At 49.1% G+C, this 24,369-nt stretch carries 33 protein-coding genes and 1 tRNA gene; all 34 read left to right on the plus strand.

Going from position 1 to position 24,369, the window contains the following annotated elements:
- Positions 1–100 precede the first annotated feature (100 nt).
- The 34 genes from GSQ62_RS13445 to rplO all read left to right on the plus strand — a co-directional run bounded on the left by GSQ62_RS13445 (position 101) and on the right by rplO (position 24,366).
- Positions 101–173 (plus strand) — tRNA-Trp (locus GSQ62_RS13445).
- A 30-nt stretch (positions 174–203) separates the two neighbouring features.
- The gene (gene secE / locus GSQ62_RS13450) at positions 204–395 is read left to right on the plus strand and encodes a preprotein translocase subunit SecE (RefSeq protein ID WP_161889979.1); all 192 of its coding nucleotides are present in this window, start codon (positions 204–206) and stop codon (positions 393–395) included.
- A 9-nt stretch (positions 396–404) separates the two neighbouring features.
- Positions 405–962, plus strand: coding sequence for a transcription termination/antitermination protein NusG (gene nusG, locus GSQ62_RS13455; protein WP_161889980.1), 558 nt, complete (start codon positions 405–407; stop codon positions 960–962).
- Positions 963–974: 12 nt separating this feature from the next.
- Positions 975–1,418 (plus strand): 50S ribosomal protein L11, encoded by a 444-nt coding sequence (rplK, locus tag GSQ62_RS13460; RefSeq protein WP_161889981.1) that lies wholly within the window; start codon positions 975–977, stop codon positions 1,416–1,418.
- A gap of 15 nt (positions 1,419–1,433) precedes the next feature.
- Entirely contained in the window at positions 1,434–2,126 is a 693-nt protein-coding gene (rplA, locus tag GSQ62_RS13465; RefSeq protein ID WP_161889982.1) for a 50S ribosomal protein L1, read from the plus strand.
- A gap of 4 nt (positions 2,127–2,130) precedes the next feature.
- A complete protein-coding gene (rplJ, locus tag GSQ62_RS13470; protein WP_161889983.1) occupies positions 2,131–2,655 on the plus strand; it encodes a 50S ribosomal protein L10 in 525 nt (174 codons plus the stop codon).
- Positions 2,656–2,698: 43 nt separating this feature from the next.
- Positions 2,699–3,076: a 50S ribosomal protein L7/L12 gene (rplL, locus tag GSQ62_RS13475; RefSeq protein WP_161889984.1), complete on the plus strand. Its 378-nt coding sequence runs from the start codon at positions 2,699–2,701 to the stop codon at positions 3,074–3,076.
- A gap of 159 nt (positions 3,077–3,235) precedes the next feature.
- Complete coding sequence (gene rpoB / locus GSQ62_RS13480; protein ID WP_161889985.1) at positions 3,236–7,108, plus strand: DNA-directed RNA polymerase subunit beta; 3,873 nt, start codon at positions 3,236–3,238, stop codon at positions 7,106–7,108.
- A gap of 109 nt (positions 7,109–7,217) precedes the next feature.
- Positions 7,218–11,531, plus strand: a complete 4,314-nt coding sequence (gene rpoC / locus GSQ62_RS13485) for a DNA-directed RNA polymerase subunit beta' (protein WP_161889986.1) — start codon at positions 7,218–7,220, stop codon at positions 11,529–11,531.
- An 8-nt stretch (positions 11,532–11,539) separates the two neighbouring features.
- A complete protein-coding gene (locus GSQ62_RS13490) occupies positions 11,540–11,857 on the plus strand; it encodes a DUF3467 domain-containing protein (RefSeq protein WP_161889987.1) in 318 nt (105 codons plus the stop codon).
- 104 nt (positions 11,858–11,961) lie between these two features.
- Positions 11,962–12,378 carry a 30S ribosomal protein S12 gene (gene rpsL / locus GSQ62_RS13495; RefSeq protein WP_161889988.1) on the plus strand — a complete coding sequence of 139 codons (417 nt, stop codon included), beginning with the start codon at positions 11,962–11,964 and terminating at the stop codon, positions 12,376–12,378.
- A gap of 19 nt (positions 12,379–12,397) precedes the next feature.
- Positions 12,398–12,865, plus strand: a complete 468-nt coding sequence (gene rpsG, locus GSQ62_RS13500; RefSeq protein ID WP_161889989.1) for a 30S ribosomal protein S7 — start codon at positions 12,398–12,400, stop codon at positions 12,863–12,865.
- A 2-nt stretch (positions 12,866–12,867) separates the two neighbouring features.
- Positions 12,868–14,970: an elongation factor G gene (gene fusA / locus GSQ62_RS13505; RefSeq protein ID WP_161889990.1), complete on the plus strand. Its 2,103-nt coding sequence runs from the start codon at positions 12,868–12,870 to the stop codon at positions 14,968–14,970.
- Positions 14,971–14,980: 10 nt separating this feature from the next.
- Positions 14,981–15,286 (plus strand): 30S ribosomal protein S10, encoded by a 306-nt coding sequence (gene rpsJ, locus GSQ62_RS13510; RefSeq protein WP_007654312.1) that lies wholly within the window; start codon positions 14,981–14,983, stop codon positions 15,284–15,286.
- Positions 15,287–15,469: 183 nt separating this feature from the next.
- Positions 15,470–16,087 carry a 50S ribosomal protein L3 gene (gene rplC, locus GSQ62_RS13515; protein WP_161889991.1) on the plus strand — a complete coding sequence of 206 codons (618 nt, stop codon included), beginning with the start codon at positions 15,470–15,472 and terminating at the stop codon, positions 16,085–16,087.
- Positions 16,088–16,089: 2 nt separating this feature from the next.
- Positions 16,090–16,719, plus strand: coding sequence for a 50S ribosomal protein L4 (gene rplD, locus GSQ62_RS13520; protein ID WP_161889992.1), 630 nt, complete (start codon positions 16,090–16,092; stop codon positions 16,717–16,719).
- Entirely contained in the window at positions 16,719–17,006 is a 288-nt protein-coding gene (rplW, locus tag GSQ62_RS13525) for a 50S ribosomal protein L23 (RefSeq protein WP_161889993.1), read from the plus strand. The genes rplD and rplW overlap by 1 nt, the downstream gene beginning before the upstream one ends.
- A 10-nt stretch (positions 17,007–17,016) precedes the next feature.
- On the plus strand, positions 17,017–17,844 hold the full coding sequence (gene rplB, locus GSQ62_RS13530; protein WP_161889994.1) for a 50S ribosomal protein L2: 828 nt from the start codon (positions 17,017–17,019) through the stop codon (positions 17,842–17,844).
- Positions 17,845–18,123, plus strand: a complete 279-nt coding sequence (gene rpsS, locus GSQ62_RS13535) for a 30S ribosomal protein S19 (protein WP_161889995.1) — start codon at positions 17,845–17,847, stop codon at positions 18,121–18,123. It abuts the gene before it with no gap.
- A gap of 2 nt (positions 18,124–18,125) precedes the next feature.
- Complete coding sequence (gene rplV / locus GSQ62_RS13540; RefSeq protein ID WP_161889996.1) at positions 18,126–18,518, plus strand: 50S ribosomal protein L22; 393 nt, start codon at positions 18,126–18,128, stop codon at positions 18,516–18,518.
- 3 nt (positions 18,519–18,521) lie between these two features.
- Complete coding sequence (gene rpsC / locus GSQ62_RS13545; RefSeq protein ID WP_161889997.1) at positions 18,522–19,322, plus strand: 30S ribosomal protein S3; 801 nt, start codon at positions 18,522–18,524, stop codon at positions 19,320–19,322.
- 31 nt (positions 19,323–19,353) lie between these two features.
- On the plus strand, positions 19,354–19,776 hold the full coding sequence (rplP, locus tag GSQ62_RS13550) for a 50S ribosomal protein L16 (RefSeq protein ID WP_161889998.1): 423 nt from the start codon (positions 19,354–19,356) through the stop codon (positions 19,774–19,776).
- A gap of 3 nt (positions 19,777–19,779) precedes the next feature.
- Positions 19,780–19,980, plus strand: coding sequence for a 50S ribosomal protein L29 (gene rpmC / locus GSQ62_RS13555; protein WP_161889999.1), 201 nt, complete (start codon positions 19,780–19,782; stop codon positions 19,978–19,980).
- A gap of 14 nt (positions 19,981–19,994) precedes the next feature.
- Positions 19,995–20,252: a 30S ribosomal protein S17 gene (rpsQ, locus tag GSQ62_RS13560; RefSeq protein WP_161890000.1), complete on the plus strand. Its 258-nt coding sequence runs from the start codon at positions 19,995–19,997 to the stop codon at positions 20,250–20,252.
- Between the two features lies 1 nt (position 20,253).
- Positions 20,254–20,622 (plus strand): 50S ribosomal protein L14, encoded by a 369-nt coding sequence (gene rplN / locus GSQ62_RS13565; RefSeq protein ID WP_161890001.1) that lies wholly within the window; start codon positions 20,254–20,256, stop codon positions 20,620–20,622.
- An 18-nt stretch (positions 20,623–20,640) separates the two neighbouring features.
- Positions 20,641–20,961, plus strand: a complete 321-nt coding sequence (gene rplX / locus GSQ62_RS13570) for a 50S ribosomal protein L24 (protein ID WP_161890002.1) — start codon at positions 20,641–20,643, stop codon at positions 20,959–20,961.
- Position 20,962: 1 nt separating this feature from the next.
- Entirely contained in the window at positions 20,963–21,517 is a 555-nt protein-coding gene (rplE, locus tag GSQ62_RS13575; protein ID WP_161890003.1) for a 50S ribosomal protein L5, read from the plus strand.
- Positions 21,518–21,521: 4 nt separating this feature from the next.
- The gene (gene rpsN, locus GSQ62_RS13580) at positions 21,522–21,791 is read left to right on the plus strand and encodes a 30S ribosomal protein S14 (protein ID WP_161890004.1); all 270 of its coding nucleotides are present in this window, start codon (positions 21,522–21,524) and stop codon (positions 21,789–21,791) included.
- Between the two features lie 91 nt (positions 21,792–21,882).
- Entirely contained in the window at positions 21,883–22,281 is a 399-nt protein-coding gene (rpsH, locus tag GSQ62_RS13585) for a 30S ribosomal protein S8 (RefSeq protein WP_161890005.1), read from the plus strand.
- Between the two features lie 15 nt (positions 22,282–22,296).
- On the plus strand, positions 22,297–22,851 hold the full coding sequence (gene rplF / locus GSQ62_RS13590) for a 50S ribosomal protein L6 (RefSeq protein WP_161890006.1): 555 nt from the start codon (positions 22,297–22,299) through the stop codon (positions 22,849–22,851).
- An 8-nt stretch (positions 22,852–22,859) separates the two neighbouring features.
- Positions 22,860–23,207 carry a 50S ribosomal protein L18 gene (gene rplR, locus GSQ62_RS13595; protein WP_161890007.1) on the plus strand — a complete coding sequence of 116 codons (348 nt, stop codon included), beginning with the start codon at positions 22,860–22,862 and terminating at the stop codon, positions 23,205–23,207.
- 6 nt (positions 23,208–23,213) lie between these two features.
- Positions 23,214–23,732, plus strand: coding sequence for a 30S ribosomal protein S5 (gene rpsE, locus GSQ62_RS13600; protein WP_161890008.1), 519 nt, complete (start codon positions 23,214–23,216; stop codon positions 23,730–23,732).
- A gap of 5 nt (positions 23,733–23,737) precedes the next feature.
- Positions 23,738–23,920 (plus strand): 50S ribosomal protein L30, encoded by a 183-nt coding sequence (gene rpmD, locus GSQ62_RS13605; protein WP_161890009.1) that lies wholly within the window; start codon positions 23,738–23,740, stop codon positions 23,918–23,920.
- Positions 23,920–24,366 carry a 50S ribosomal protein L15 gene (rplO, locus tag GSQ62_RS13610; RefSeq protein ID WP_161890010.1) on the plus strand — a complete coding sequence of 149 codons (447 nt, stop codon included), beginning with the start codon at positions 23,920–23,922 and terminating at the stop codon, positions 24,364–24,366. The genes rpmD and rplO overlap by 1 nt, the downstream gene beginning before the upstream one ends.
- Positions 24,367–24,369: the final 3 nt, after the last annotated feature.

Raw genomic sequence — 24,369 nt, forward strand, 5'->3', positions numbered from 1 at the left:
TCAAACCCATCCTCGGAAACTTTTTCGGGAATGGGTTTGATATCATCATTAATTTGAATAAATTTGCACTCCATTTGAAAAAAGTGGCGTGCATTTTTTTACGGGTGTAGCTCAATTGGTAGAGTAGTGGTCTCCAAAACCATTGGCTGGGAGTTCGAGTCTCTCCACCCGTGCAATTTTTTCACCCTCAGTAAAGCGAAGCGATGAGCAAAGTAACAACCTATATAAACGAGACAGTTGTGGAGATGCGAGACAAAGTCTCCTGGCCCACCTATTCGGAACTGCAGCGCAGCTCTGTGCTGGTTCTTATAGGGTCTTTGATATTCGCGCTCGTGGTTGGTGCCATGGACTTTGTTTTTGACACGGGCCTGACGTGGTTTTACAACCAGTTTTAGATTAGATATATGGCTGATTTAAAATGGTATGTAGTGCGCGCAGTGAGTGGCCAGGAGAAAAAAGCCAAGGCTTACCTGGAGAATGAGATTATGCGGCAGGGCCTTGAGGAGTACGTGCCGCAGGTGCTGATCCCTGCTGAGAAGGTATATGAGATGCGCGGCGGCAAGAAACGAATCAGGGAGCGCAGCTTCTTTCCGGGCTATGTGCTGATTCATGCTGATTTGTCGCATGGCGAGGCTGAGCACATCATCATTAGCACGCCGGGCGTCATCGGTTTCCTGGGGGCGAATGATGGTTCGGCAACAAAGAAAGCCGTTCCGTTGCGTCAGTCGGAGGTGAACAGGATACTGGGCACCGTAGACGAGGCAGAGGAGCAGGCAGAGGTGCTGGATACGCCGTTTGTAGTCGGCGAGACAATCAAAGTGATGGACGGGCCGTTCAGCGGCTTTTCCGGAACAGTGGAAGAAGTGTTTGAAGAGCGCAAGAAGCTCAACGTGATGGTGAAGATCTTTGGCAGAAACACGCCGGTAGAACTGAACTACATGCAGGTAGAGAAAGAATCGTAGTAAAATTATATAATGGCAAAGGAAATAAAAGGTTACCTGAAACTTCAGGTAAAGGGAGGTGCCGCGAACCCATCGCCACCGATTGGACCTGCACTTGGTTCTAAAGGACTTAACATCATGGAGTTTTGCAAGCAGTTTAACGCAAGAACCCAGGATAAGCCCGGACAGGTGTTACCAGTGTTAATCACAATCTATGCAGACAAGTCTTTTGACTTCGTTATCAAGACGCCACCTGCTCCGGTATTGTTGTTAGATGCTGCTAAACTGAAGGGCGGTTCAAAAGAGCCGAACAGAAACAAAGTAGGATCTGTAACATGGGACCAGATCAGGGAAATTGCAGAGACAAAAATGCCCGACCTGAACGCTTTCAGAGTGGAGGCCGCTATGAAACAGGTAGCCGGCACCGCGAGAAGCATGGGCATCACAGTTTCCGGCAACGCTCCATGGAACGAATAATAAGTTAAAGGACAAATGGCGAAGATTTCAAAAAAGAGGAAAGCTGCTTTAGAAAAAGCTGACCTGACGAAAGAGTATTCTTTAACGGATGCCGCTTCAGTAGTAAAAGACATCACCTACACCAAATTTGACGCATCGGTTGACATAGACGTGCGCCTGGGCGTTGACCCGCGCAAAGCTGACCAGATGGTGCGTGGCATCGTGACGCTGCCACACGGTACCGGCAAGGATGTAAAGGTGCTTGCCCTCGTTACGCCTGACAAAGAGCAGGAAGCCAAGGACGCTGGCGCAGACTTCGTAGGCCTGGACGATTATATACAGAAAATCGAGAAGGGCTGGACAGACGTGGACGTGATCATCACCATGCCTGCCGTAATGGCCAAAGTAGGCCGTTTGGGTAGAATCCTGGGGCCACGCAACCTGATGCCGAACCCGAAGTCAGGGACGGTGACACAGGATATAGCCAAAGCTGTAAAAGAAGTAAAGGCCGGTAAAATCGACTTCAAAGTTGACAAATTCGGCATCATCCATACCAGCGTAGGCAAGTCTTCTTTCTCTGCCGACCAGCTGGCCGCGAACGCAGCCGAGGTAATCCAGACGCTGAACCGCCTGAAGCCCGCTTCCGCAAAGGGTACCTACATCAGGAGCATTACCATGTCAAGCACGATGAGCCCGGGCGTAATCGTTGACAAGAACGCAACAATCTAATAACATGACCAGGGAAGAAAAAGATATAATCGTAAATGAGCTGAGCGAGAAGTTCGCCAATACGAACTACTTCTATATAACAGATGCCTCTACCATGAGCGTAGCCAGCATCAACCAGTTCAGGAGAATGTGCTTTGACCGCGGTCTTGAGTACAAAGTATATAAAAACACGCTCATCCAGAAAGCGCTTGAGACGCTTGAGGCTGACACCACTGCACTTGAAGGTGTTTTGAAAGGCGCTTCTGGTATCCTGTTCTCTGCGGAGTCAGGCAATGCCCCTGCAAAACTCATCAAAGATTTCAGAAAGAAAGGCAATACGCTGCCACTTCTGAAAGGTGCATACATCGATGCAGGTCTTTTCATTGGCGAGAGCCAATTGGACGCACTGTCTAACATCAAGTCTAAGAATGAACTCATCGGTGATATTATCAGTTTACTCCAGTCTCCTGCGAAGAACGTGGTTTCTGCGCTTCAGAGCAGCGGTGGCAAACTGGCCGGTATCCTGAAGACATTATCGGAAAAAGAATAATTTAAAAACGTAATCAATAAGTAACTTTTAATTTCAATAAAAAATGGCAGATTTGAAAGCATTCGCTGAGCAGTTAGTAAACTTAACTGTTAAGGAAGTTAGTGAACTAGCTACTATTCTGAAGGACGAGTACGGTATCGAGCCAGCTGCTGCAGCCCCAATGATGGTAGCAGGTGGTGGCGCCGAAGCAGGAGCCGCTGTAGAAGAAAAAACTTCTTTTGATGTAGTCCTGAAGGCAGCAGGTGCCTCTAAGTTAGCAGTTGTGAAACTGGTAAAAGAGTTAACCGGTCTTGGTCTGAAAGAGGCGAAAGAATTGGTTGATGGCGCTCCTAAGCCCCTGAAAGAAGGTGTGACGAAGGACGAGGCAGACTCACTGAAGAAATCTTTGGAAGAAGCTGGTGCTGAAGTGGAGGTTAAATAATCCCACCATATCAACATACCGATAACAGGTAGACCTGGCTTTTCGTCAGGTCTTTTCCTGTTTGTACACGGATTCAAGCCTGCTTGAATCCTTTTTTGCCCACAGTTGTTTTGGACTCTGTGTGTATAATAATTGATTACTAACTAAAATTCCAAGGCTTTGGCTAACAATAGAACGACAGAGCGAATCAACTTCGCCTCTATTAATCCGGTCATTGACTATCCTGACTTCTTAGATGTTCAGCTTCAGTCATTTCAGGACTTCTTTCAGTTGGAGACACCAGCGGAGAATAGGGCACAGGAAGGTTTGTTTAAAGTATTTGCCGAGAACTTCCCTATATCGGATTCACGCGAGAACTTCGTGCTGGAGTTTATCGACTACCATATAGACCCTCCAAAGTACTCTGTGGATGAGAGCATCGACAGGGGCTTGACATACTCCGTACCGCTGAAAGCAAAGCTCCGCCTGATCTGTAACGACGAGGACAACGAAGACTTTGAGACAATTGAGCAGGAAGTGTTTCTGGGCAACATCCCGTACATGACTGAGAAAGGTTCTTTTGTGATCAATGGGGCTGAGCGTGTTATCGTATCGCAACTGCACAGGTCGCCGGGGGTGTTCTTTGCGCAAAGCAAGCATACCAATGGCACCAAGCTGTATTCTGCCCGCATTATTCCGTTCAAAGGCTCCTGGGTAGAGTTTGCGACAGACGTGAACAACGTCATGTACGCGTACATCGACCGCAAGAAGAAGTTCCCGGTTACGACGCTGCTGCGCGCCATCGGCTACGGTACAGACAAGGACATCCTTGATTTGTTCGGTTTGTCGGAGGAAGTGTCCGCGGACAAGAAAACGCTGAAAAACACGATCGGAAGAAAGCTGGCCGCGCGCGTGCTGCGCACCTGGACAGAAGACTTCGTGGATGAGGACACTGGCGAGGTGGTTTCTATCGACCGTAACGAAGTGATCCTGGAGCGCGACTCTGATATTACGGCGGAAGACATCGACGTGATTGTTGACTCAGGTGTGAAATCCATCATTCTGCACCGCGAGAACGTGAACATCGCGGACTACGCCATCATATATAACACGCTCCAGAAGGACAACTCCAACTCTGAGCAGGAGGCAGTAGAGCAGATTTACCGTCAACTGCGAAACACGGAGGCACCGGACGTAGAAACCGCCCGCGACATTATCCAGAAGCTGTTCTTCTCTGACAAGCGCTACGACCTGGGCGAAGTTGGCCGTTACAGAATCAACAAGAAGCTGGGCCTCGACACGAATTGGGAAGCGAAAGTGCTCACAAACGAGGACATTGTCCTGATTGTGAAGTACCTGATCGGCCTGATCAACTCTAAAGCCGTGGTGGATGATATTGACCACCTGAGCAACCGCCGTGTGAGAACAGTGGGCGAACAGTTATATGCCCAGTTTGGAGTGGGACTGGCCCGTATGGCCCGTACCATTAAAGAGCGTATGAACGTGCGCGACAACGAAGACTTCAAACCGGTTGACCTGATCAACGCGCGGACGCTGTCTTCCGTGATCAACTCGTTCTTCGGGACTAACCAGCTGTCGCAGTTCATGGACCAGACCAACCCGCTGGCCGAAGTGACGCACAAGCGCCGTGTGTCGGCCCTGGGGCCAGGCGGTCTGTCACGGGAGCGGGCCGGTTTCGAGGTGCGTGACGTGCATTATACCCACTACGGCCGTCTATGTACCATCGAAACACCGGAAGGACCAAACATCGGTCTGATCTCCTCGCTGTGCGTACACGCCCGCGTGAACCATATGGGCTTTATCGAAACGCCTTACCGCAAGGTGATAGAAGGTAAAGTGGTTGTGGACGGATCGGTAGAGTACCTGACAGCCGAAGAAGAGGATACCCACCACATCGCGCAGGCAAACGCCCTGATCGATGAGAAAGGAAACTTCGTGAACGAGCGTGTGAAAGGCCGTTTCGAGGGAGACTTCCCGGTGGAGGAGCCGGGCGCTTATACCTATATGGACGTTGCCCCGAACCAGATTGTATCAGTGGCGGCTTCTATGATTCCGTTCCTGGAGCATGATGACGCCAACCGTGCCCTGATGGGCTCGAACATGCAGCGCCAGGCCGTGCCGCTTCTGAAGCCGCAGGCTCCGATAGTAGGAACAGGTTTGGAAAGAAGGGCAGCGATTGACTCCAGAGCACTGGTGATAGCCGAAGGCGAAGGTGTGATTGATTTTGTGGACGCCACTAAAATCGTGGTGAAATACGATCTGAGCGAAGATGAGAAACTGGTTTCCTTCGACGCTGAGTATGTGGACTACAAGCTGATAAAGTTCAGGAGAACGAACCAGGATACCTGCATCAACCTGACCCCAATCGTGAAGAAAGGGCAGCGGGTAACCAAAGGGCAGCCGCTGTGCGAGGGATATGCCACCAACGACGGGGAACTGGCGCTTGGCCGCAACCTGCAGGTGGCGTTCATGCCGTGGCAGGGATATAACTTTGAGGATGCCATCGTCATCTCCGAAAAAGTGGTGCGCGACGATGTGTTCACCTCCATCCACATCGAGGAGTTTGAACTGGAAGTGCGCGAGACGAAGCGGGGCGAGGAAGAACTGACTTCAGAGATACCGAACGTGAGCGAGGAGGCGGTGCGCAACCTGGACGAGAACGGTATCATCCGCATTGGAGCCGAGGTGAAGGAAGGGGACATTCTGATTGGAAAAATCACGCCGAAGGGCGAGACGGATCCGACGCCGGAGGAGAAACTGCTCCGCGCCATCTTCGGAGACAAAGCCGGTGATGTGAAGGACGCCTCGCTTAAGGCGCCGCCCTCACTCAATGGTGTGGTGATTGAGACAAAACTGTTCTCACGCCCTAAGAAGGACAAGAACCTGCGGGCCAAGTCTAAGAAAGAGGTAGAGGAACTGAAGGTAAAATACAGCAGGGAACTGATCAGCATCAAGAACGTGATGGCTGACAAGCTTGTCGCTTTACTGGAAGGCAAAACCTCTCAAGGGGTGAAGCACAAGTTCGGGGATGAAATCCTGACAAAAGGCTCGAAATTCACGAGAAAGAACATCGTGGAAGCGCTGTTCCCGGAGAAGAACCCCTACAAGGACGAAAGCAACTACGCCGTTCCGGAAGAGGTGAACATGTTCAAGGACCTGATCCTGGAGAACTGGACCGCTGACGAGAAAACGAACAGCATGCTGGTAGAGCTTGTGAAGAACTACAACAAGCGCCGCAACATCGTGTCGGCACACTTCAAGCGAGAGCGCTTCACGCTGGAGGTTGGAGACGAGCTGCCGGCAGGCATCGTGCAGCTTGCCAAGGTATATATAGCCAAGAAGCGCAAGCTGAAAGTGGGTGACAAGATGGCGGGTCGCCACGGTAACAAAGGGGTGGTAGCCAGAATCGTTCGCGAGGAGGACATGCCGTTCCTGGAAGACGGAACACCAATGGACATCGTGCTGAACCCGCTGGGCGTCCCTTCGAGGATGAACATCGGCCAGATATATGAGACAGTGCTCGGGTGGGCCGGTCTGAAGCTGGGCAGAACCTATGCCACGCCAATCTTCGACGGTGCCACGGAGGAGCAGGTTTCTGCCGAGCTGGCTGAGGCAGGGCTTCCGCATTTCGGACGCTCTTACCTGTTCGACGGTTTATCCGGCGACCGCTTCGACCAGCCGGTGACAGTAGGCGTCATCTATATGCTGAAACTGGGTCACCTGGTGGATGATAAGATGCACGCACGCTCCATCGGCCCATACTCGCTCATCACGCAGCAGCCACTGGGCGGTAAAGCACAGTTCGGTGGTCAGCGTTTCGGTGAGATGGAGGTGTGGGCGCTGGAGGCCTTCGGAGCCTCGAACGTACTGCAGGAAATATTGACAGTGAAATCAGATGACGTGATCGGCCGCGCGAAAGCCTACGAGGCAATCGTGAAAGGGGACGTGTTGCCGAAGCCAAATATCCCGGAGTCATTCAACGTACTGATTCACGAGCTGAGAGGTCTGGCGCTGGAAATCACGCTGGAGTAATAAAGTGAAAGTTAGGCGCTTCGGTATATATACTGGAGCGCTTAACACACTTTATATACAGGTGTAGCTGTAGAGCAAATTCATTGTACTGACATTATTATAATATAATATGGCATTTGCGAAAAATAAAAAGCTTTCTCAGGACTTCTCAAAAGTAACGATCAGCCTGGCTTCCCCGGAATCCATCCTGGAGCGTTCCAACGGAGAGGTGACAAAGCCTGAGACCATTAACTATAGAACTTACAAGCCTGAGATGGGTGGTTTATTCTGCGAAAGGATATTCGGGCCTGTGAAGGATTGGGAATGCCACTGCGGGAAATACAAGAGAATCAGATACAAAGGTATCATCTGCGACCGTTGCGGCGTGGAGGTGACCGAGAAGAAAGTGCGCCGCGAGCGCATGGGCCATATCGAACTGGTGGTTCCGGTGGCGCATATCTGGTACTTCAAGTCACTCCCTAACAAAATTGGATATCTGCTGGGCCTGCCGACCAAAAAGCTCGACCAGATTATATACTACGAACGGTATGCGGTTATTCAGCCGGGTATTCTGGCAGAAGACGGTGTGAACACGCTTGACTTTCTGACCGAGGATGAGTACTTGGATATGATTGACAAGCTCCCGCGCGAAAACCAAATGTTGGACAACAACGATCCAAACAAGTTCATCGCGAAGATGGGTGCTGAAGCATTGCAAATGCTATTGGAGCGTACGAACCTGGATGACCTGTCATACGAGCTTCGTCATGCCGCCGCTCACGAGACGTCTCAGCAGCGTAAAGCTGAGGCGTTAAAGCGTCTTCGTGTAGTAGAAGCATTCCGTGATGCTGCAACCAGAATCGAAAACAGACCAGAGTGGATGATCATCCGCATGGTGCCTGTTATTCCACCAGAGCTTCGTCCGCTTGTTCCGTTAGATGGTGGCCGTTTCGCTACATCTGACTTGAACGACCTTTACAGACGTGTTATCATCCGTAACAACCGTCTGAAGCGTCTGATAGAGATCAAAGCGCCTGAAGTAATCCTTCGTAACGAGAAGCGTATGCTACAGGAAGCGGTGGACTCTCTGTTCGACAACTCACGTAAAGTGAACGCTGTTCGTGCAGAAGGTAACCGTGCGCTGAAGTCGCTTTCTGATATGCTGAAAGGTAAGCAGGGACGTTTCCGTCAGAACTTGCTTGGTAAGCGTGTTGACTACTCTGGCCGTTCGGTAATTGTGGTTGGTCCTGAACTGAAGCTGCACGAGTGCGGTCTGCCTAAAAACATGGCAGCGGAGCTCTTCAAGCCGTTCATCATCCGCAAGCTGATCGAAAGAGGTATCGTGAAGACTGTAAAGTCAGCTAAGAAAATAGTAGACCGTAAGGACCCTGTTGTTTGGGATATCCTGGAAAACGTGCTGAAAGGCCACCCGGTACTCCTTAACCGTGCTCCTACGCTACACAGATTAGGTATACAGGCATTCCAGCCGAAACTGATCGAAGGTAAGGCGATCCAGCTGCACCCACTGGTGTGTACGGCCTTTAACGCCGACTTTGACGGTGACCAGATGGCGGTACACGTCCCGCTCGGGCCTGCCGCTGTACTGGAAGCCTCCATGCTGATGCTGGCATCGCACAACATCCTGAACCCTGCCAACGGAGCGCCTATTGCGGTGCCGTCGCAGGACATGGTTCTCGGATTATATTATGTGTCGAAAGGCAAGCGCAGCACAGAAACTGAAACCATCGTGGGTGAAGGAATGAGCTTCTACTCTCCGGAGGAAGTCATCATCGCCATCAACGAAGGCCGCCTCTCGAAGCAGGCATATATAAAAGTAAGGACAAAGATCCGAAACGAGCAGGGCGAACTGGTTACGAAGTTGATTGAAACCGTAGCCGGCCGCGTGATATTCAACCAGTTCGTGCCGGAGGAAGTAGGCTATATAGATGAACTGCTGACGAAGAAGAAACTGCAGCAGATCATCTCCCGCGTGTTCAAGGAGACAGGTATGGCGCGTGCCGCGCAGTTCCTGGACGACATCAAAACGCTCGGGTTCCAGTCGGCCTACAAAGGTGGTCTTTCCATGGGTCTGGGTGATATCCAGATACCAAAAGAGAAGGATATTCTGGTAGCGCAGGCCAAGAAGGATGTGGATGCGGTATGGCAGAACTACTCGATGGGTCTGATCACAGACAACGAGCGTTACAACCAGGTAATTGATATATGGACACGTATCAACAACCAGATAACGGAAACGCTGATGCGCCGCCTGGAGAACGATGACCAAGGCTTTAACTCTATCTTCATGATGATGCACTCCGGCGCCCGTGGCTCCAGAGAGCAGATCCGTCAGTTGGGTGGTATGCGCGGTCTGATGGCGAAGCCTCAGAAATCCCTGCAAGGCTCTGTGGGTGAGATTATCGAGAACCCAATCCTTTCCAACTTCAAGGAAGGTCTAGATGTAATCGAGTACTTCATCTCGACGCACGGTGCGCGAAAAGGCCTTGCGGACACAGCACTTAAAACGGCTGACGCCGGTTACCTGACACGTCGCCTGGTGGATGTGTCGCAGGACGTGATTGTGAACGAGGAAGACTGCGGCACGCTGCGAGGTCTGGAGGTAAGTGCGCTGAAAGACAACGAGGATATCGTGGAGTCGCTGTCTGAGCGAATTCTGGGTCGCGTGACCGTACACGATGTATATGACCCGATTTCGAATGAGTTGATTGCTGAGTCCGGCTCTGAAATCACAGAAGAGGTGGCGCGAGCCATCGAGGAGACGGCTATCGAATTTGTAGAGATCCGCTCCGTGCTGACCTGCGAATCGAAGCGTGGTATCTGCGCCAAGTGCTACGGCCGTAACCTGGCAACAGGCTTTATGGTGCAGAAGGGCGAGGCAGTGGGTGTAATTGCCGCACAGTCTATCGGCGAGCCGGGAACACAGCTGACACTCCGTACATTCCACGTGGGTGGTACAGCGTCTAACATTGCGGTGGATGCCACCATTCTGGCGAAGTTCGGCGGTAAAATCGAATTCGAGGACGTACGCTCGCTGGACACAGTGAACAACGAAGGCGAACCGGTGAAGGTAGTGATGGGTCGTTCAGGCGAGGTAAAAGTTGTGGACCCAAACACGGGCAAGCTGCTTATCAGCAACCACGTCCCTTATGGCTCCTTCCTGCACGTGAACGACGGGCAGACGGTAGAGAAAGGCGATCAGATATGTAACTGGGATCCATATAATGCCGTGATTCTCTCTGAATTTGACGGGGAGATTGCCTATGAAGCCATCATCGAGGGTATCACATACCGCGAGGAGTCGGATGAGCAGACAGGTTACCGCGAGAAGGTGATCATCGATACAAAAGACAAGACACAGAACCCCGCCATCTTGGTAAACCCGAAGAATGGCGAGCCGAAAGGCTATAACATTCCGGTGGGAGCACACTTGACCGTAGAGAACGGCGAGAAAATCAAAGCCGGACAGATTCTGGTGAAGATTCCTCGAGCGATAGGCAAGACGCGTGACATCACAGGTGGTCTGCCGCGTGTGACGGAACTGTTCGAAGCCCGTAACCCTTCTAACCCGGCCGTGGTATCGGAGATTGATGGCGTGGTGACCTACGGAAGCGTGAAGCGCGGTAACCGTGAAATCTACATCGAGTCGAAAGACGGCGTGAAGAAGAAGTACATGGTGCCGCTTTCCAAGCACATCCTCGTGCAGGACAACGACTTCGTGCGCGCTGGTATGCCGTTATCGGATGGTGCCATCACACCGTCAGACATCCTAAATATCCAGGGTCCGGGAGCCGTGCAGGAATACCTGGTGAATGAGATTCAGGAAGTATACCGTCTGCAGGGCGTGAAGATCAACGACAAGCACATTGAGGTGGTTGTACGCCAGATGATGCAGAAGGTGATTGTCGTGGATGCCGGTGACACAAGCTTCCTGGAGAACCAGGTGGTAGACAAAATCACCTTCATGGAGGAAAACGACCGCATCATTGACATGAAAGTGGTGGAGGAAGCCGGAGACTCGGCAAGCCTGAAGCCAGGTCAGATCGTTACCGCCAGAAGGCTGCGTGACGAGAACTCAAGCCTGAAGCGCCGCGACCTGAAACTGGTAACCGTGCGCGATGCACAGCCATCCGTGTCAAGGCCTACGCTGCAGGGTATCACACAGGCATCCCTGGGTACGCAAAGCTTCATCTCTGCGGCATCCTTCCAGGAAACGACGAAGGTGCTGAGCGAGGCGGCTATCAAAGGAAAAGCCGATGAGCTGCTTGGCCTGAAAGAGAACGTGATCGTGGGGCACCTGATTCCGGCTGGTACAGGACTGAGAGAATATCAGAAACTGATAGTGGGAAGCCAGGAAGAGTATGATGCATTGGTAAGCTCCAAGAAAGCGACAACCAAAAGGCAGCAGGAGTTACAAAACAAATAAATTCGAATATGGCGGATGATCAGCAAAAGCAAAATCAGATAAGCATAGAGTTGTCGGAAGAAGTGGCAGAAGGCGAGTATGCCAACCTGGCTATGATTGCGCACTCCAGCAGCGAATTTGTGATTGATTTTATAAGACTGATGCCAGGTTTGCCAAAAGCGAAAGTCAAATCAAGAGTCGTTATCACGCCGGAGCACGCCAAGAGATTATTGGCTGCTCTGGCCGATAACGTCAAAAAGTTTGAAGACAGCTTCGGTGAGATCAAGCACGCACAGGAGGCGCCGTCATTTCCGATGAACTTCGGAGGAACGGTGGGGGAAGCCTAATGCACTAAGAATTAATGAATTAATATTTTGAAATTGCAAGTGTATTTATATACCTTTGCAGTCCGAATTTTTGAGTAGAAAAATCTATAATTAACAGATTGTAAATGCCTACTATACAGCAATTAGTAAGAAAGGGAAGAGAGAAACTGACATATAACTCTAAGTCTCCTGCCCTAGATTCATGCCCACAGCGTCGTGGCGTATGTACAAGAGTATATACCACAACGCCTAAGAAGCCAAACTCTGCCATGCGTAAGGTTGCCAGGGTACGATTAACAAACGGCAAGGAAGTCAACGCCTATATACCAGGTGAAGGCCACAACCTGCAGGAGCACTCTATTGTGCTGATCAGAGGAGGCAGGGTGAAGGACCTTCCGGGGGTGCGTTACCACATCGTGCGCGGCGCCCTCGACACCGCAGGTGTTAGCGGCCGTCTTCAGTCACGCTCCAAGTACGGTGCCAAGCGACCCAAGCCAGGGCAGGCTGCAGCCGCCGCAGGTAAAGGTGGTAAGAAAAAGTAATATATAGCCTTTTAATACAATGAGAAAAGCAAAGCCGAAAAGTAGAATACTCCTTCCTGATCCTAAATATAAAGAGACATTGGTGACGCGTTTCGTTAACTACATGATGGAAGACGGAAAGAAAAGCGTAGCCTATGGAATCTTCTATGATGCTGTAGAAATAGTAGAATCAAGAACAAAAGAAAACGGCCTGGAGATGTGGAAGAAAGCGTTGAACAACGTGATGCCAAGCGTCGAGGTAAAAAGCCGTAGGGTAGGGGGTGCTACATTCCAAGTGCCGACTGAGGTCCGTCCGGACCGCAGAGTATCTCTGGGTATCAAGTGGATGATATCCTACGCTCGCAAAAGAGGCGAGAAAACAATGAAAGACAGGTTAGCAGGAGAGATTGTAGCTGCTGCTAAAGGTGAAGGTGCTGCTGTGAAGAAGAAAGACGATACACACAGAATGGCAGAGGCGAACAAAGCATTCTCACACTTTAGATTCTAAGGATGGCAAGAGACCTAAAATACACAAGAAATATTGGGATTGCCGCGCATATTGATGCAGGTAAGACAACAACAACAGAGCGCATACTTTACTACACAGGAAAATCTCACAAATTAGGGGAAGTACACGAAGGTGCCGCTACAACCGACTGGATGGAGCAGGAGCAGGAGCGCGGTATCACCATTACTTCTGCCGCTGTTACAGTAAACTGGAATTACAGAGGACAGCCGTATCACATCAACATCATCGACACCCCGGGCCATGTTGACTTCACGGTGGAAGTGAACCGTTCGCTGCGGGTACTGGATGGCCTGGTGTTCCTGTTCAGTGCAGTAGACGGGGTGGAGCCACAGTCAGAAACCAACTGGCGCCTTGCCGACAACTATAAAGTGGCACGCATCGGTTTTGTGAACAAGATGGACCGTTCTGGCGCTGACTTCCTGGCGGTGTGCAGGCAGGTAAAAGAAATGCTGGGCAGCAACGCCGTAGCGCTTCAGTTACCGATTGGCTCTGAGGATAACTTTAGAGGAGTGGTGGATCTGGTGAACAACCGGGGCATCATCTGGAATGAGGATGACAAAGGGATGACCTTTACAGAAGTTCCTATTCCGGACGACATGGTGGAAGAAGCCGCTGAGTACAGGGAGAAGCTGCTGGAAGCAGTTGCCGAGTACGATGAAACCCTGATGGAGAAATACTTCGAAGATCCAAATTCGATCTCTGAAGATGAAATACTGACTGCCCTTCGTGCTGCAACGATAGATATGGCCATTGTTCCGATGCTGTGCGGTTCTTCCTTCAAGAACAAGGGTGTTCAGACGATGCTGGATTATGTGATGGCGCTGATACCTTCTCCTCTTGACAGAGAGTATATCAAAGGAATAAACCCTGATACGGAGCAGGAAGTTTTACGCAAGCCAAGCGTAACAGAACCTTTTGCGGGTCTTGCATTCAAAATTGCGACTGACCCTTACGTTGGCCGCTTATGCTTTGTAAGGGCATACTCAGGCGTCCTGGAGTCCGGGTCATATGTATACAATACAAGGTCAAACAACAAAGAGCGTATATCCCGCATTTTCCAGATGCACGCCAATAAGCAGAACCAGATTGACAAATTGGAGGCTGGAGACATTGGTGCGGTAGTAGGCTTCAAGGACATCAAGACGGGAGACACACTTTGCGATCAGAACAACAAGATCGTGTTTGAATCTATGGATTTCCCTGAGCCGGTAATTGGTTATGCCATTGAGCCAAAAACGCAGGCAGACTCTGACAAGATGGGTATGGCGATTGCCAAGCTGATCGAGGAAGATCCTACGCTGAAAGTGCATACTGATGAGGAAACAGGGCAAACTATTCTGAGAGGAATGGGCGAATTGCACCTTGAGATCATCATCGACCGAATGAAGCGCGAGTTCAAAGTAGAGCTGAACCAGGGTGCGCCTCAGGTAGCTTACAAGGAGACGATCACAAAGACAGTGGAGCACCGGGAAGTGTTCAAGAAGCAGTCTGGTGGCCGTGGTAAGTTTGCCGACATTGTATTTAATATGGGGCCCCGCGAGGACGGCAAGCCAGGACTTGAGTTTGAGAATGCCATTGTAGGGGGTGTGATACCGAAAGAATTCATCCCAGCGGTTCAGAAAGGCTTCGAAGAAGCGATGAAGAACGGTATTCTTGCAGGATTCCCTATTGATTCCATGAAAGTGCGCCTGTTCCATGGTTCCTTCCATGATGTAGACTCTGATGCCCTTTCTTTTGAATTGGCAGCCCGTCAGGGATTCAAGGAGGCCGGCAAGCAATGCGCGCCGAAGCTGCTTGAGCCTATTATGTCAGTAGACGTGGTAACGCCGGATGAGTATACGGGCCCGGTAACTGGTGACCTGAACAGAAGAAGAGGCCTGATGAAGGGAATGGACACAAAAGGCACTGCTAGTGTGGTAAGGGCCGATGTGCCGCTCTCTGAGCTGTTCGGATATGTGACCGACCTTCGTACGATTACTTCTGGTAGAGCTACAGCTTCACTTACTTTCTCTCATTACGAGCAGGTACCTCAGAACTTAGCAGATGCCATCATTGCCAAATTAAAAGGAACTGCAGCTAAATAGTAGTAAAATAATGAATCAGAAAATAAGAATTAAGCTTAAGTCATACGACCACAACCTGGTCGATAAGTCTTCTGAGAAGATTGTGAAAGCTGTGAAAGCTACTGGTGCTATCGTAAGCGGACCAATTCCTCTTCCAACAGAAAAAGATAAATTCACTGTACTGCGCTCACCACACGTGAACAAGAAATCGCGCGAGCAGTTTCAGCTTTGCACCTATAAGCGGCTGGTAGATATTTACTCTACCAGCTCCAAGACGGTGGATGCGCTGATGAAACTTGAGTTGCCAAGCGGGGTAGATGTAGAAATAAAGGTTTGATAAACCTGAGCGCCATAAAAAAAGAGAACCGGGGAACTGGTTCTCTTTTTTTATAAGTGCATGATACAGAAATAATTTAGAGTAATGCTATTGAAACAAAAATATATTTTATAACTTTGCACTCCCTTAGAAAACTGAGGGCATACCATATATATTATTTCCATCTTTAAAAAAACAAGTTGAATGCCTGGAATTATCGGTAAAAAAATCGGAATGACAAGCCTCTTCACAGCAGATGGTAAATACACACCCGTAACGGTTATTCAAGCCGGCCCATGTGTAGTTACTCAGGTGAAGACAGTCGAGACTGATGGCTATGAAGCTGTACAGCTTGGCTTTGGCGAAAAGAAGCTGAAGAGAGTAACAATGGCAGAAGCCGGACATTACAAGAAAGCCAATACAGCTCCTAAGAAAAAAGTGGCAGAGTTTAACACGGAGGGTATTTCTGTAAATCTGGGAGACACCATAGATGTGAACCTGTTTATAGAAGGTGAGTTCGTGGATGTGGTCGGAACTTCCAAAGGCAAGGGATTCCAGGGCGTTGTGAAGCGCCACAACTTTGCCGGAGTTGGCGGTCAGACCCACGGTCAGCATAACAGGGCAAGGCACCCGGGTTCTATCGGTGCCTGTTCATGGCCATCCAGAGTGTTCAAGGGGATGCGCATGGCTGGCAGAATGGGCGGTAACCGCGTGAAGATTGAAAACTTGACGGTGTTGCGCGTTGTAGCGGACAAAAACCTTTTGGTAGTTAGTGGCTCTGTACCAGGTGCCAAGAATTCTTACGTGTTAATTGAGAAATAAAAATGGAGCTTTCTGTATTAAATATAAAAGGTGAGGATACAGGCAGAAAGGTAACGCTTTCTGATGCTGTGTTTGGTTTAGAGCCAAATGAGCATGCCATGTATCTTGACGTGAAACAGTACCTGGCGAACCAGCGGCAGGGAACGCATAAGTCAAAAGAGCGCAACGAGGTAGCAGGTTCTACAAAAAAGATTAAAAAGCAAAAAGGTACGGGCGGTGCACGTGCCGGATCGCTGAAGTCGCCGCTGTTTGTGGGCGGTGGGCGCGTTTTTGGACCCAAGCCAAGAAACTACAGCTTCAAGCTTAACAAGAAACTGAAGCGGGTGGCCCGTCTTTCTGCCCTGTCGCTGTTAGCACGCGACAACAAAGTGGCGCTGGTGGAGTCCTTCTCTCTGGACGCACCGAAAACAAGCGAGTTTAAAGGCATCCTGAGCAACCTGCAGGTGGCTGGCAAAACACTGATACTGCTGCCTGCAGCCGATAAGAACATTGTGCTGTCTGGGCGCAACCTGCCGAAGGTGAAAATCTCTACCGCAAGCGATGTGAACACATATGACCTGCTGAACACAGAGAAACTGTTGCTGGTGGAAGAGTCAGTTAATGTATTAGAAACCCTCTTTAGCGCGAAATAATGAACGTTCTGAAAAGACCAATAATCACTGAAAAATTTGCCGCTCTGAACGAGGTGGGCAAATATGCTTTTGAGGTAAACAAGAACGCCAATAAAGTAGAGATCAAGAAGCAGATTGAGAAACAGTATGGCGTAACAGTGGAGAAAGTAGCCACCATGCGCTCTATCGGCAAATTGAAGACGAAATATACGAAATCAGGCGCTGTCTCAGGCCGTACTTCTCTCATCAAGAAAGCAATTGTTACCCTGAAAGAGGGTGATGTCATAGACTTTTACAGCGGTATATAATTAAGTTAAGATGGCTTTAAAAAAGTTAAGACCAACAACACCAGGTCAAAGATTCAGAGTAGCCCCCGCCTTTGACGAGGTAACGGCCTCTACTCCGGAGAAATCTTTGTTGGCACCTATCAAAAAATCTGGTGGACGCAACGACTCAGGTAAAATGACCATGCGCTATACAGGCGGTGGCCATAAGAAGAAATACCGGGTCATCGATTTTAAGCGTACTAAGTTCGGCATACCGGCTACCGTAAAGACGATCGAATACGATCCGAACAGGACAGCCCGCATCGCCCTGCTGCACTACGTGGACGGTGAGAAGGCATATATCATTGCACCAGCCGGATTGCAAGTAGGCACTGTGGTTACTTCAGGCCCGGGCATTGCCCCCGAAGTAGGGAATTGCCTTCCTTTATCGGATATTCCTCTTGGTACTATCATTCACAACATCGAGTTGCAGCCAGGCGCAGGTGCTATACTTGCCCGCAGCGCCGGTTCTTATGCCCAGCTAGTGGCCCGCGAAGGCCGCTATGCAACGATCAAGCTTCCTTCAGGGGAGTTGAGAATGGTGTTAGTGAACTGTTCAGCAACAGTTGGTACTGTTTCTAATGCCGACCATATGAATGTGCAACTCGGAAAAGCCGGGCGCAACAGATGGTTGGGCAAGCGTCCACGCGTACGTGGTGTAGCCATGAACCCTGTCGATCACCCAATGGGTGGTGGTGAAGGTAAATCCTCCGGCGGTCACCCACGCTCACGCAAAGGCCTGTATGCAAAAGGCATGAAGACCAGAAACAAGAATAAGTATTCTGAACAGCTTATAGTTAACAGAGGAAAGAAAAAATAAATGGCTAGATCATTAAAAAAAGGGCCTTACATTGACTTTAGGCTCGAGAAGAAAGTGAATGTAATGAATGACGCTGGCAAAAAGTCTGTTATCAAGACTTGGTCGCGCCGATCTATGATATCTCCTGATTTCGTGGGCCACACATTCGCAGTACATAATGGTAATAAATTTATTCCGGTATATGTGACGGAGAACATGGTAGGGCACAAGCTCGGCGAGTTTGCGCCAACCAGAAACTTCAGAGGTCACGTTGCTAAAAAAGATAAAGGCAAGCGATAACCATGGAAGCAGTAGCAAAACTAAATAACGTGCCTACTTCTCCTCGTAAAATGAGGTTAGTAGCTGGCTTGATCCGTGGCAAGAGCGTATCAAGGGCCCTGAACTTACTGAAGTTCGAAGCAAATTCCGGATCTGAGAGACTTGAGAAGCTTCTTTTGTCAGCTTTGTCTAACTGGCAGCTGAAAAACGAGGATACCCGCATCGAAGAGGCGAATCTATATATCAAAGAGATCTTTGTAAACGAGGGCAAGATGCTGAAGCGCCTGCGCCCGGCTCCTCAAGGCCGCGGACACCGCATCAGGAAGCGATCAAACCATGTAACGGTTATCATCGACAGCCTGACAGAAGAGCAAATTGAACAGCAATCAAAGAAATCTAAAAAAGCCAGCAAGTAAGATATGGGACAGAAAGTAAATCCAATCGGTTTTCGACTCGGCATTATCAAAGGTTGGGATTCTAACTGGTATGGCGGCAAGGATTTCGCTGAGAAGCTGATCGAGGACGAGAAAATCAGAAAATATATATTAGCGCGAATTCCTAAAGGCGGCATCTCTAAAATCATTATTGAAAGAACGCTGAAGCGCATCACCATCACCGTGAACACTGCCCGTCCGGGTGTTGTAATCGGGAAAGGCGGCCAGGAGGTAGACAAGATTAAGGAGGAGCTTAAGAAGCTGACGAACAAAGATATTCAGATCAACATCTTTGAGATCAAGCGCCCTGAGCTGGATGCAAAACTGGTAGGCGAGTCAATCGCCCAGCAGTTGCAGGCCCGTATTTCTTTCCGCCGTGCCATGAAGCAGGCCATTGCGTCTGCCCTGCGGGTTGGTGCCGAAGGCATCAAAGTACAGGTGTCAGGCCGCTTGGGCGGTGCTGAAATGGCCAGAACCGAGCATTACAAGGAGGGTAGGACTCCGCTGCACACGCTACGAGCCGACATCGATTATGCCCTGTCTGAAGCGCAGACGGTATATGGCAAGCTCGGCATCAAGGTGTGGATCTTCAGAGGAGAGGTATATGGCAAGCGCGACTTGACGCCGAACGCAGGCTTAGAGAGCGGCAAAGGCGGAGGACCAGGCGCACCGCAAGGTGGTGGAGGTGACAGAGGCGACCGACGTGGCAACCCCCGCAACAAGAAAGCGGATGGTGCGCCAGGTGGCGACAAGCGTGGTGGCAATCGCAACAAGCGGCGTCAGTAATTGATTGTTAACATTATTACGATTTTAGAAAATGTTACAGCCTAAAAGGACTAAATATAGAAAAATGCAAAAAGGCCGCGTGAAGGGTCTGGCTCACCGAGGCAGCACCATTTCATTTGGTTCATTTGCAATAAAATCGCTGGAAGCCACATGGATTACCAGCCGCCAGATTGAGGCAGCGCGTATCGCCATGACAAGGGCTATGAAGCGTGAAGGACAAGTGTGGATCCGCATCTTCCCTGACAAGCCCATCACCAAGAAGCCTGCTGAGGTGCGTATGGGTAAGGGTAAGGGTTCTCCGGAGTATTGGGTGGCCGTAGTGAAGCCCGGTACCATCATGTTTGAATCGGATGGCATCACGTTAGAAGTCGCGAAGGAATCGCTAAGGCTGGCCGCCCAGAAGCTGCCGGTGAAATCAAAATTTGTAGTACGTAGGGATTACGTTGAGAAATAGAAAATGAAAAATTCAGACATTAAGGCTTTGTCTTCAGAAGAACTGAAAGAGAGGCTAAACACTGAGCGCTCCAACATGCAAAACCTACGTTTTGCACATGCCATATCTCCGTTGGAGAACCCCATGAAAATCCGTGAGACCAAGCGTACCATCGCCCGTCTGAACACGGAAATCCGCAGTCGTGAAATCCAAGCTAACTCTTAATACCTATTTAGATCATGGAAGAGAGAAATCTAAGAAAAGAAAGAAGTGGGAGAGTTGTTAGCAATAAGATGAACAAGTCGATCACGGTATTGGTGGAAAGTAAAATGAAGCACCCTATCTACGGGAAGTTTCTGAACAAGTCCAACAAGTTTATGGCTCACGACGAGAACAACGACTGCAACATCGGGGACTTGGTGCGCATTCAGGAAACGCGTCCGCTTAGCAAGAATAAGAACTGGCGTTTAGTAGAAATAATAGAAAGAGCGAAATAAGATGATACAGCAGGAATCAAGACTAAGTGTAGCTGATAACAGCGGTGCCAAAGAAGTGCTTTGCATCCGTGTGTTGGGTGGTACTGGTAAGAAATACGCTTCTATCGGAGACAAGATAGTAGTGACTGTGAAATCAGCCCTTTCTTCCGGTAACATAAAAAAAGGAACTGTTTCTAAAGCAGTTATTGTAAGAACAAAGAAAGAGGTAAGAAGAAAAGACGGGTCCTATATCCGTTTCGACGACAATGCCGCCGTTCTTCTGAATGCAAACAATGAGCCTCGCGGCACCCGTATCTTCGGGCCGGTAGCCCGTGAGCTTCGTGAAAAGCAATTCATGAAAATTGTTTCGCTGGCACCTGAAGTTCTATAACATATAATTCAGATTAAAATGAATAAGAAAAAACTTCATGTAAAGACTGGCGATACGGTTAAAGTAATTGCCGGAGATGATCGCGGCAAAACAGGCCGCATCATCGCTGTAGACATCAGCAAGCAGAGAGTAACTATAGAAGGGTTAAACTTAGTAACCAAGCATGCCAAGCCCAGCGCCAAAAACCCGCAAGGCGGCATCAGCCAGATAGAAGCTCCGGTACACGCCAGCAATGTAGCTTTGGTAGACGCTAAAGGCGAAACATTCAAAGCTGGAAGAAGAAAGAACAGCGAAGGTAAATCAGAGCGTTACTCTAAAAAGACAGGAGAGGTTATCTAAGATGGCAACTACAAGATTTAAAGAAAAATACGATAAAGAGGTAGTGCCTGCCTTGAAAGAGAAGTTCCAGTACAAGAACATCATGCAGGTGCCCAAGCTTACAAAGATTTCCATCAACAAAGGCATCGGCGCCGCCGTTTCCGACAAAAAGCTGGTGGATATAGGGGTAGAGGAACTTACAACCATCACCGGGCAGAAGGCGGTTTCAACCATCGCTAAGAAATCCGTTTCTAACTTCAAACTGCGAGAGGGCATGCCTATCGGTGCGCGCGTAACGCTGCGGGGAGAGAAGATGTACGAGTTCCTGGACCGCCTGGTGACTGTAGCGCTGCCACGCGTGCGTGACTTCAGGGGAATCAACGCGAAAGGCTTTGACGGCCGCGGCAACTATACCCTCGGTATAAAGGAGCAGATCATCTTCCCTGAAATTAGCATCGACAAGATAAAGGCTATCTCTGGAATGGACATCACTTTCGTGACAACTGCACAGACAGACGAGGAAAGCTACGAACTGCTGAAAGCTTTTGGAATGCCTTTCGTAACCGATAAGAAATAAGAAAATGGCAAAAGAATCAGTAAAAGCGAGAGAGCTTAAAAGACAGAAGATGGTAGCAAGATACGCTACCAAAAGAGCCGCATTGAAAGCAAGCGGAGACTATGAGGCCTTAGATAAATTGCCACGTAATGCTTCCCCGGTACGTCTGCACAACCGTTGCAAACTGTCCGGGCGCCCAAGGGGATATATGAGGAAATTCGGGATATCCCGCGTTGTTTTCAGAGACCTTGCATCTGCTGGTAAAATTCCTGGTGTTACAAAATCGAGCTGGTAATTTTTTTCTTACGCTGTAAGAAAAGAGAAAAGATATTCGTATCTTTGCCCCTCGCTTAGCTAAAAGCATTCATTATTATATAGTTTCCATAATGAACACAGATCCAATAGCAGATTATTTAACTAGAGTGCGTAACGCTATCAAGGCGAACCATAGAATAGTTGAGATACCATCTAGCAATATAAAGAAAGAGATCACCAAAGTATTGTACGACAAAGGGTACATCCAGAGTTATAAATTCGATGACGCTGCGGTGCAAGGTACAATCAAGATAGCGCTGAAATATAACCCCAACACAAAGCAGTCTGCTATTGTGAAACTGGACAGGATTAGTAAGCCAGGGCTACGCAAATACGTTGGAAGTGATAACCTGCCCCGCGTCCTGAACGGCCTGGGTGTTGCCATTTTATCTACTTCTAAAGGCGTAATGACCGAGAAAGAAGCCAAGTCGCTGAACATCGGCGGTGAGGTATTATGTTATGTTTATTAATTAGGAGGATAGACAATGTCACGTATAGGAAAATTGCCAATCAGCCTGCCTAACGCTATTGAAGTAACTGTGGCTGCAAACAATGTGGTTACCGTGAAAGGGCCGAAAGGATCGCTTTCTACTCCTGTAGATAAGGATATGATTGTGAAGCAGCATGATAACCAGCTTGTTGTGGAGCGCCCTACCGAACAGAAGCGCCACAAAGCCATGCATGGCTTGTACCGTTCCCTCATCAACAACATGGTGATAGGTGTGAGCCAGGGTTTCAAAGAGCAGCTTGAGTTGGTGGGTGTGGGTTATAAAGCAACCATGCAGGGGAACATTCTGGAGCTTTCGCTCGGTTACTCGCACAATATCTATTTAGCTATCCCAGCTGAAGTATCGGCCACGGCTGTAACTGAAAAAGGTAAGTCTCCGGTTATCACGCTTGAGTCTAACGACAAGCAGCTGTTGGGCCAGGTGGCTGCTAAAATCAGGTCACTGCGCAAGGTAGAGCCATATAAAGGCAAGGGTATCCGCTTCGTAGGTGAAGTAATCAGAAGAAAAGCTGGTAAGACAGCGTCTAAATAATCATCATCATGTCTACTAACAAGATCTCAAGAAGACTAAGAATAAAGAGAAGTATCAGGAACAAAATTTCTGGTACTGCCGAAAGGCCAAGATTGTCTGTGTTCCGCAGTAACAAAGCGATATATGCACAGCTGATTGACGATACTACTGGTGTGACACTAGCGGCAGCTTCTTCGGTAAAGCTTGATGATGCAAAGGCAAATGTAGAGACTGCCGGCAGAGTTGGGAAAGAGATTGCTGAAAAAGCGCTTTCTAAAGGTATCTCGCAGGTGATTTTCGACCGCTCTGGTTACCTGTACCACGGTAAAGTTAAATCATTGGCAGAAGGCGCTCGTGAAGGTGGCCTTAAATTCTAAAGAATTATGTTGAAGAATAATATACGAAGCGTAAAGGCGAGCGAAATAGAGCTGAAAGAGCGAGTTGTTGCCATAAACCGTGTTGCCAAAGTAGTGAAAGGCGGTAGAAGATTTTCTTTTGCGGCCATTGTAGTGGTGGGCGATGGAAACGGCGTGGTAGGTTACGGCCTTGGAAAAGCCAACGAGGTTACGGACGCCATCGCCAAAGGCATTGATGACGCTAAGAAGAACCTTGTGAAGGTGCCTACATACCATACCACAGTGCCACACGCTATGGAAGGCAAATATTCCGGCGGTTATGTGCTGATAAAGCCAGCTGCTGCCGGTACAGGCGTAATTGCAGGTGGCGCCATGCGTGCCGTGCTGGAGAGTGCCGGTGTAAAAGACGTGCTTTGCAAGTCAAAAGGCTCTTCGAACCCGCACAACGTGGTAAAGGCTACTTTTGATGCACTTTCTAAGATGCGTGATCCTTTGGCCGTTGCGCAGCAACGCGGAGTTAATTTACAGAAGGTATTCAACGGATAATTGAGATGGCTAAAGTAACAATCACACAGGTCAAAAGTATCATCGACCGTCCTAAAGACCAGAAAGCTACCATGAAGGCGCTTGGATTAGGTAAAATAAGCAGGTCAGTATCAGTAGAGCTTACTCCGCAGATTGCTGGCATGGTGAAAAAAGTTCATAGTTTAGTAGAAGTTAAAGACTTTCAATAATGTACTTAAATTCTTTAAAACCTGCAGAGGGTGCTGTTAAAAACAGTAAAAGAATAGGTCGGGGCACTGGGTCAGGTAGAGGTGGAACTTCTACACGCGGCCATAAAGGAGCCAAGTCACGTTCAGGTTATTCACAGAAATCAGGCTTCGAAGGCGGGCAGATGCCGCTTCAGAGACGCGTACCTAAGTATGGCTTCAAAAACATCAACCGTGTTGAGTATAAAGCCATCAACTTGGATGTATTGCAATCTTTAGTTGAGGCAGGCAGCGAAACGGTGCTAAACTTTGAATTCTTCAAAGCGCACGGTTTGGTTCAGAAGAACGACAAAGTTAAAATATTAGGCAGAGGGGAGTTGAACAAAGCTGTGGAAGTACATGCCCATGCATTCTCTGGAACTGCAACATCATCCATAGAAAAAGCTGGCGGTAAAACAGTAGCGCTCTAATCG

The organism is Pontibacter russatus (assembly GCF_009931655.1).
In the GTDB taxonomy this organism is placed as follows: domain Bacteria; phylum Bacteroidota; class Bacteroidia; order Cytophagales; family Hymenobacteraceae; genus Pontibacter; species Pontibacter russatus.

What these genes read in the sequence shown, in the direction of transcription:
- secE (WP_161889979.1), top strand. Translation starts at nt 204, where the DNA reads ATGAGCAAAGTAACAACCTATATAAACGAGACAGTTGTGGAGATGCGA.
- nusG (WP_161889980.1), top strand. Translation starts at nt 405, where the DNA reads ATGGCTGATTTAAAATGGTATGTAGTGCGCGCAGTGAGTGGCCAGGAG.
- rplK (WP_161889981.1), top strand. Translation starts at nt 975, where the DNA reads ATGGCAAAGGAAATAAAAGGTTACCTGAAACTTCAGGTAAAGGGAGGT.
- rplA (WP_161889982.1), top strand. Translation starts at nt 1,434, where the DNA reads ATGGCGAAGATTTCAAAAAAGAGGAAAGCTGCTTTAGAAAAAGCTGAC.
- rplJ (WP_161889983.1), top strand. Translation starts at nt 2,131, where the DNA reads ATGACCAGGGAAGAAAAAGATATAATCGTAAATGAGCTGAGCGAGAAG.
- rplL (WP_161889984.1), top strand. Translation starts at nt 2,699, where the DNA reads ATGGCAGATTTGAAAGCATTCGCTGAGCAGTTAGTAAACTTAACTGTT.
- rpoC (WP_161889986.1), top strand. Translation starts at nt 7,218, where the DNA reads ATGGCATTTGCGAAAAATAAAAAGCTTTCTCAGGACTTCTCAAAAGTA.
- GSQ62_RS13490 (WP_161889987.1), top strand. Translation starts at nt 11,540, where the DNA reads ATGGCGGATGATCAGCAAAAGCAAAATCAGATAAGCATAGAGTTGTCG.
- rpsL (WP_161889988.1), top strand. Translation starts at nt 11,962, where the DNA reads ATGCCTACTATACAGCAATTAGTAAGAAAGGGAAGAGAGAAACTGACA.
- rpsG (WP_161889989.1), top strand. Translation starts at nt 12,398, where the DNA reads ATGAGAAAAGCAAAGCCGAAAAGTAGAATACTCCTTCCTGATCCTAAA.
- fusA (WP_161889990.1), top strand. Translation starts at nt 12,868, where the DNA reads ATGGCAAGAGACCTAAAATACACAAGAAATATTGGGATTGCCGCGCAT.
- rpsJ (WP_007654312.1), top strand. Translation starts at nt 14,981, where the DNA reads ATGAATCAGAAAATAAGAATTAAGCTTAAGTCATACGACCACAACCTG.
- rplC (WP_161889991.1), top strand. Translation starts at nt 15,470, where the DNA reads ATGCCTGGAATTATCGGTAAAAAAATCGGAATGACAAGCCTCTTCACA.
- rplD (WP_161889992.1), top strand. Translation starts at nt 16,090, where the DNA reads ATGGAGCTTTCTGTATTAAATATAAAAGGTGAGGATACAGGCAGAAAG.
- rplW (WP_161889993.1), top strand. Translation starts at nt 16,719, where the DNA reads ATGAACGTTCTGAAAAGACCAATAATCACTGAAAAATTTGCCGCTCTG.
- rplB (WP_161889994.1), top strand. Translation starts at nt 17,017, where the DNA reads ATGGCTTTAAAAAAGTTAAGACCAACAACACCAGGTCAAAGATTCAGA.
- rpsS (WP_161889995.1), top strand. Translation starts at nt 17,845, where the DNA reads ATGGCTAGATCATTAAAAAAAGGGCCTTACATTGACTTTAGGCTCGAG.
- rplV (WP_161889996.1), top strand. Translation starts at nt 18,126, where the DNA reads ATGGAAGCAGTAGCAAAACTAAATAACGTGCCTACTTCTCCTCGTAAA.
- rpsC (WP_161889997.1), top strand. Translation starts at nt 18,522, where the DNA reads ATGGGACAGAAAGTAAATCCAATCGGTTTTCGACTCGGCATTATCAAA.
- rplP (WP_161889998.1), top strand. Translation starts at nt 19,354, where the DNA reads ATGTTACAGCCTAAAAGGACTAAATATAGAAAAATGCAAAAAGGCCGC.
- rpmC (WP_161889999.1), top strand. Translation starts at nt 19,780, where the DNA reads ATGAAAAATTCAGACATTAAGGCTTTGTCTTCAGAAGAACTGAAAGAG.
- rpsQ (WP_161890000.1), top strand. Translation starts at nt 19,995, where the DNA reads ATGGAAGAGAGAAATCTAAGAAAAGAAAGAAGTGGGAGAGTTGTTAGC.
- rplN (WP_161890001.1), top strand. Translation starts at nt 20,254, where the DNA reads ATGATACAGCAGGAATCAAGACTAAGTGTAGCTGATAACAGCGGTGCC.
- rplX (WP_161890002.1), top strand. Translation starts at nt 20,641, where the DNA reads ATGAATAAGAAAAAACTTCATGTAAAGACTGGCGATACGGTTAAAGTA.
- rplE (WP_161890003.1), top strand. Translation starts at nt 20,963, where the DNA reads ATGGCAACTACAAGATTTAAAGAAAAATACGATAAAGAGGTAGTGCCT.
- rpsN (WP_161890004.1), top strand. Translation starts at nt 21,522, where the DNA reads ATGGCAAAAGAATCAGTAAAAGCGAGAGAGCTTAAAAGACAGAAGATG.
- rpsH (WP_161890005.1), top strand. Translation starts at nt 21,883, where the DNA reads ATGAACACAGATCCAATAGCAGATTATTTAACTAGAGTGCGTAACGCT.
- rplF (WP_161890006.1), top strand. Translation starts at nt 22,297, where the DNA reads ATGTCACGTATAGGAAAATTGCCAATCAGCCTGCCTAACGCTATTGAA.
- rplR (WP_161890007.1), top strand. Translation starts at nt 22,860, where the DNA reads ATGTCTACTAACAAGATCTCAAGAAGACTAAGAATAAAGAGAAGTATC.
- rpsE (WP_161890008.1), top strand. Translation starts at nt 23,214, where the DNA reads ATGTTGAAGAATAATATACGAAGCGTAAAGGCGAGCGAAATAGAGCTG.
- rpmD (WP_161890009.1), top strand. Translation starts at nt 23,738, where the DNA reads ATGGCTAAAGTAACAATCACACAGGTCAAAAGTATCATCGACCGTCCT.
- rplO (WP_161890010.1), top strand. Translation starts at nt 23,920, where the DNA reads ATGTACTTAAATTCTTTAAAACCTGCAGAGGGTGCTGTTAAAAACAGT.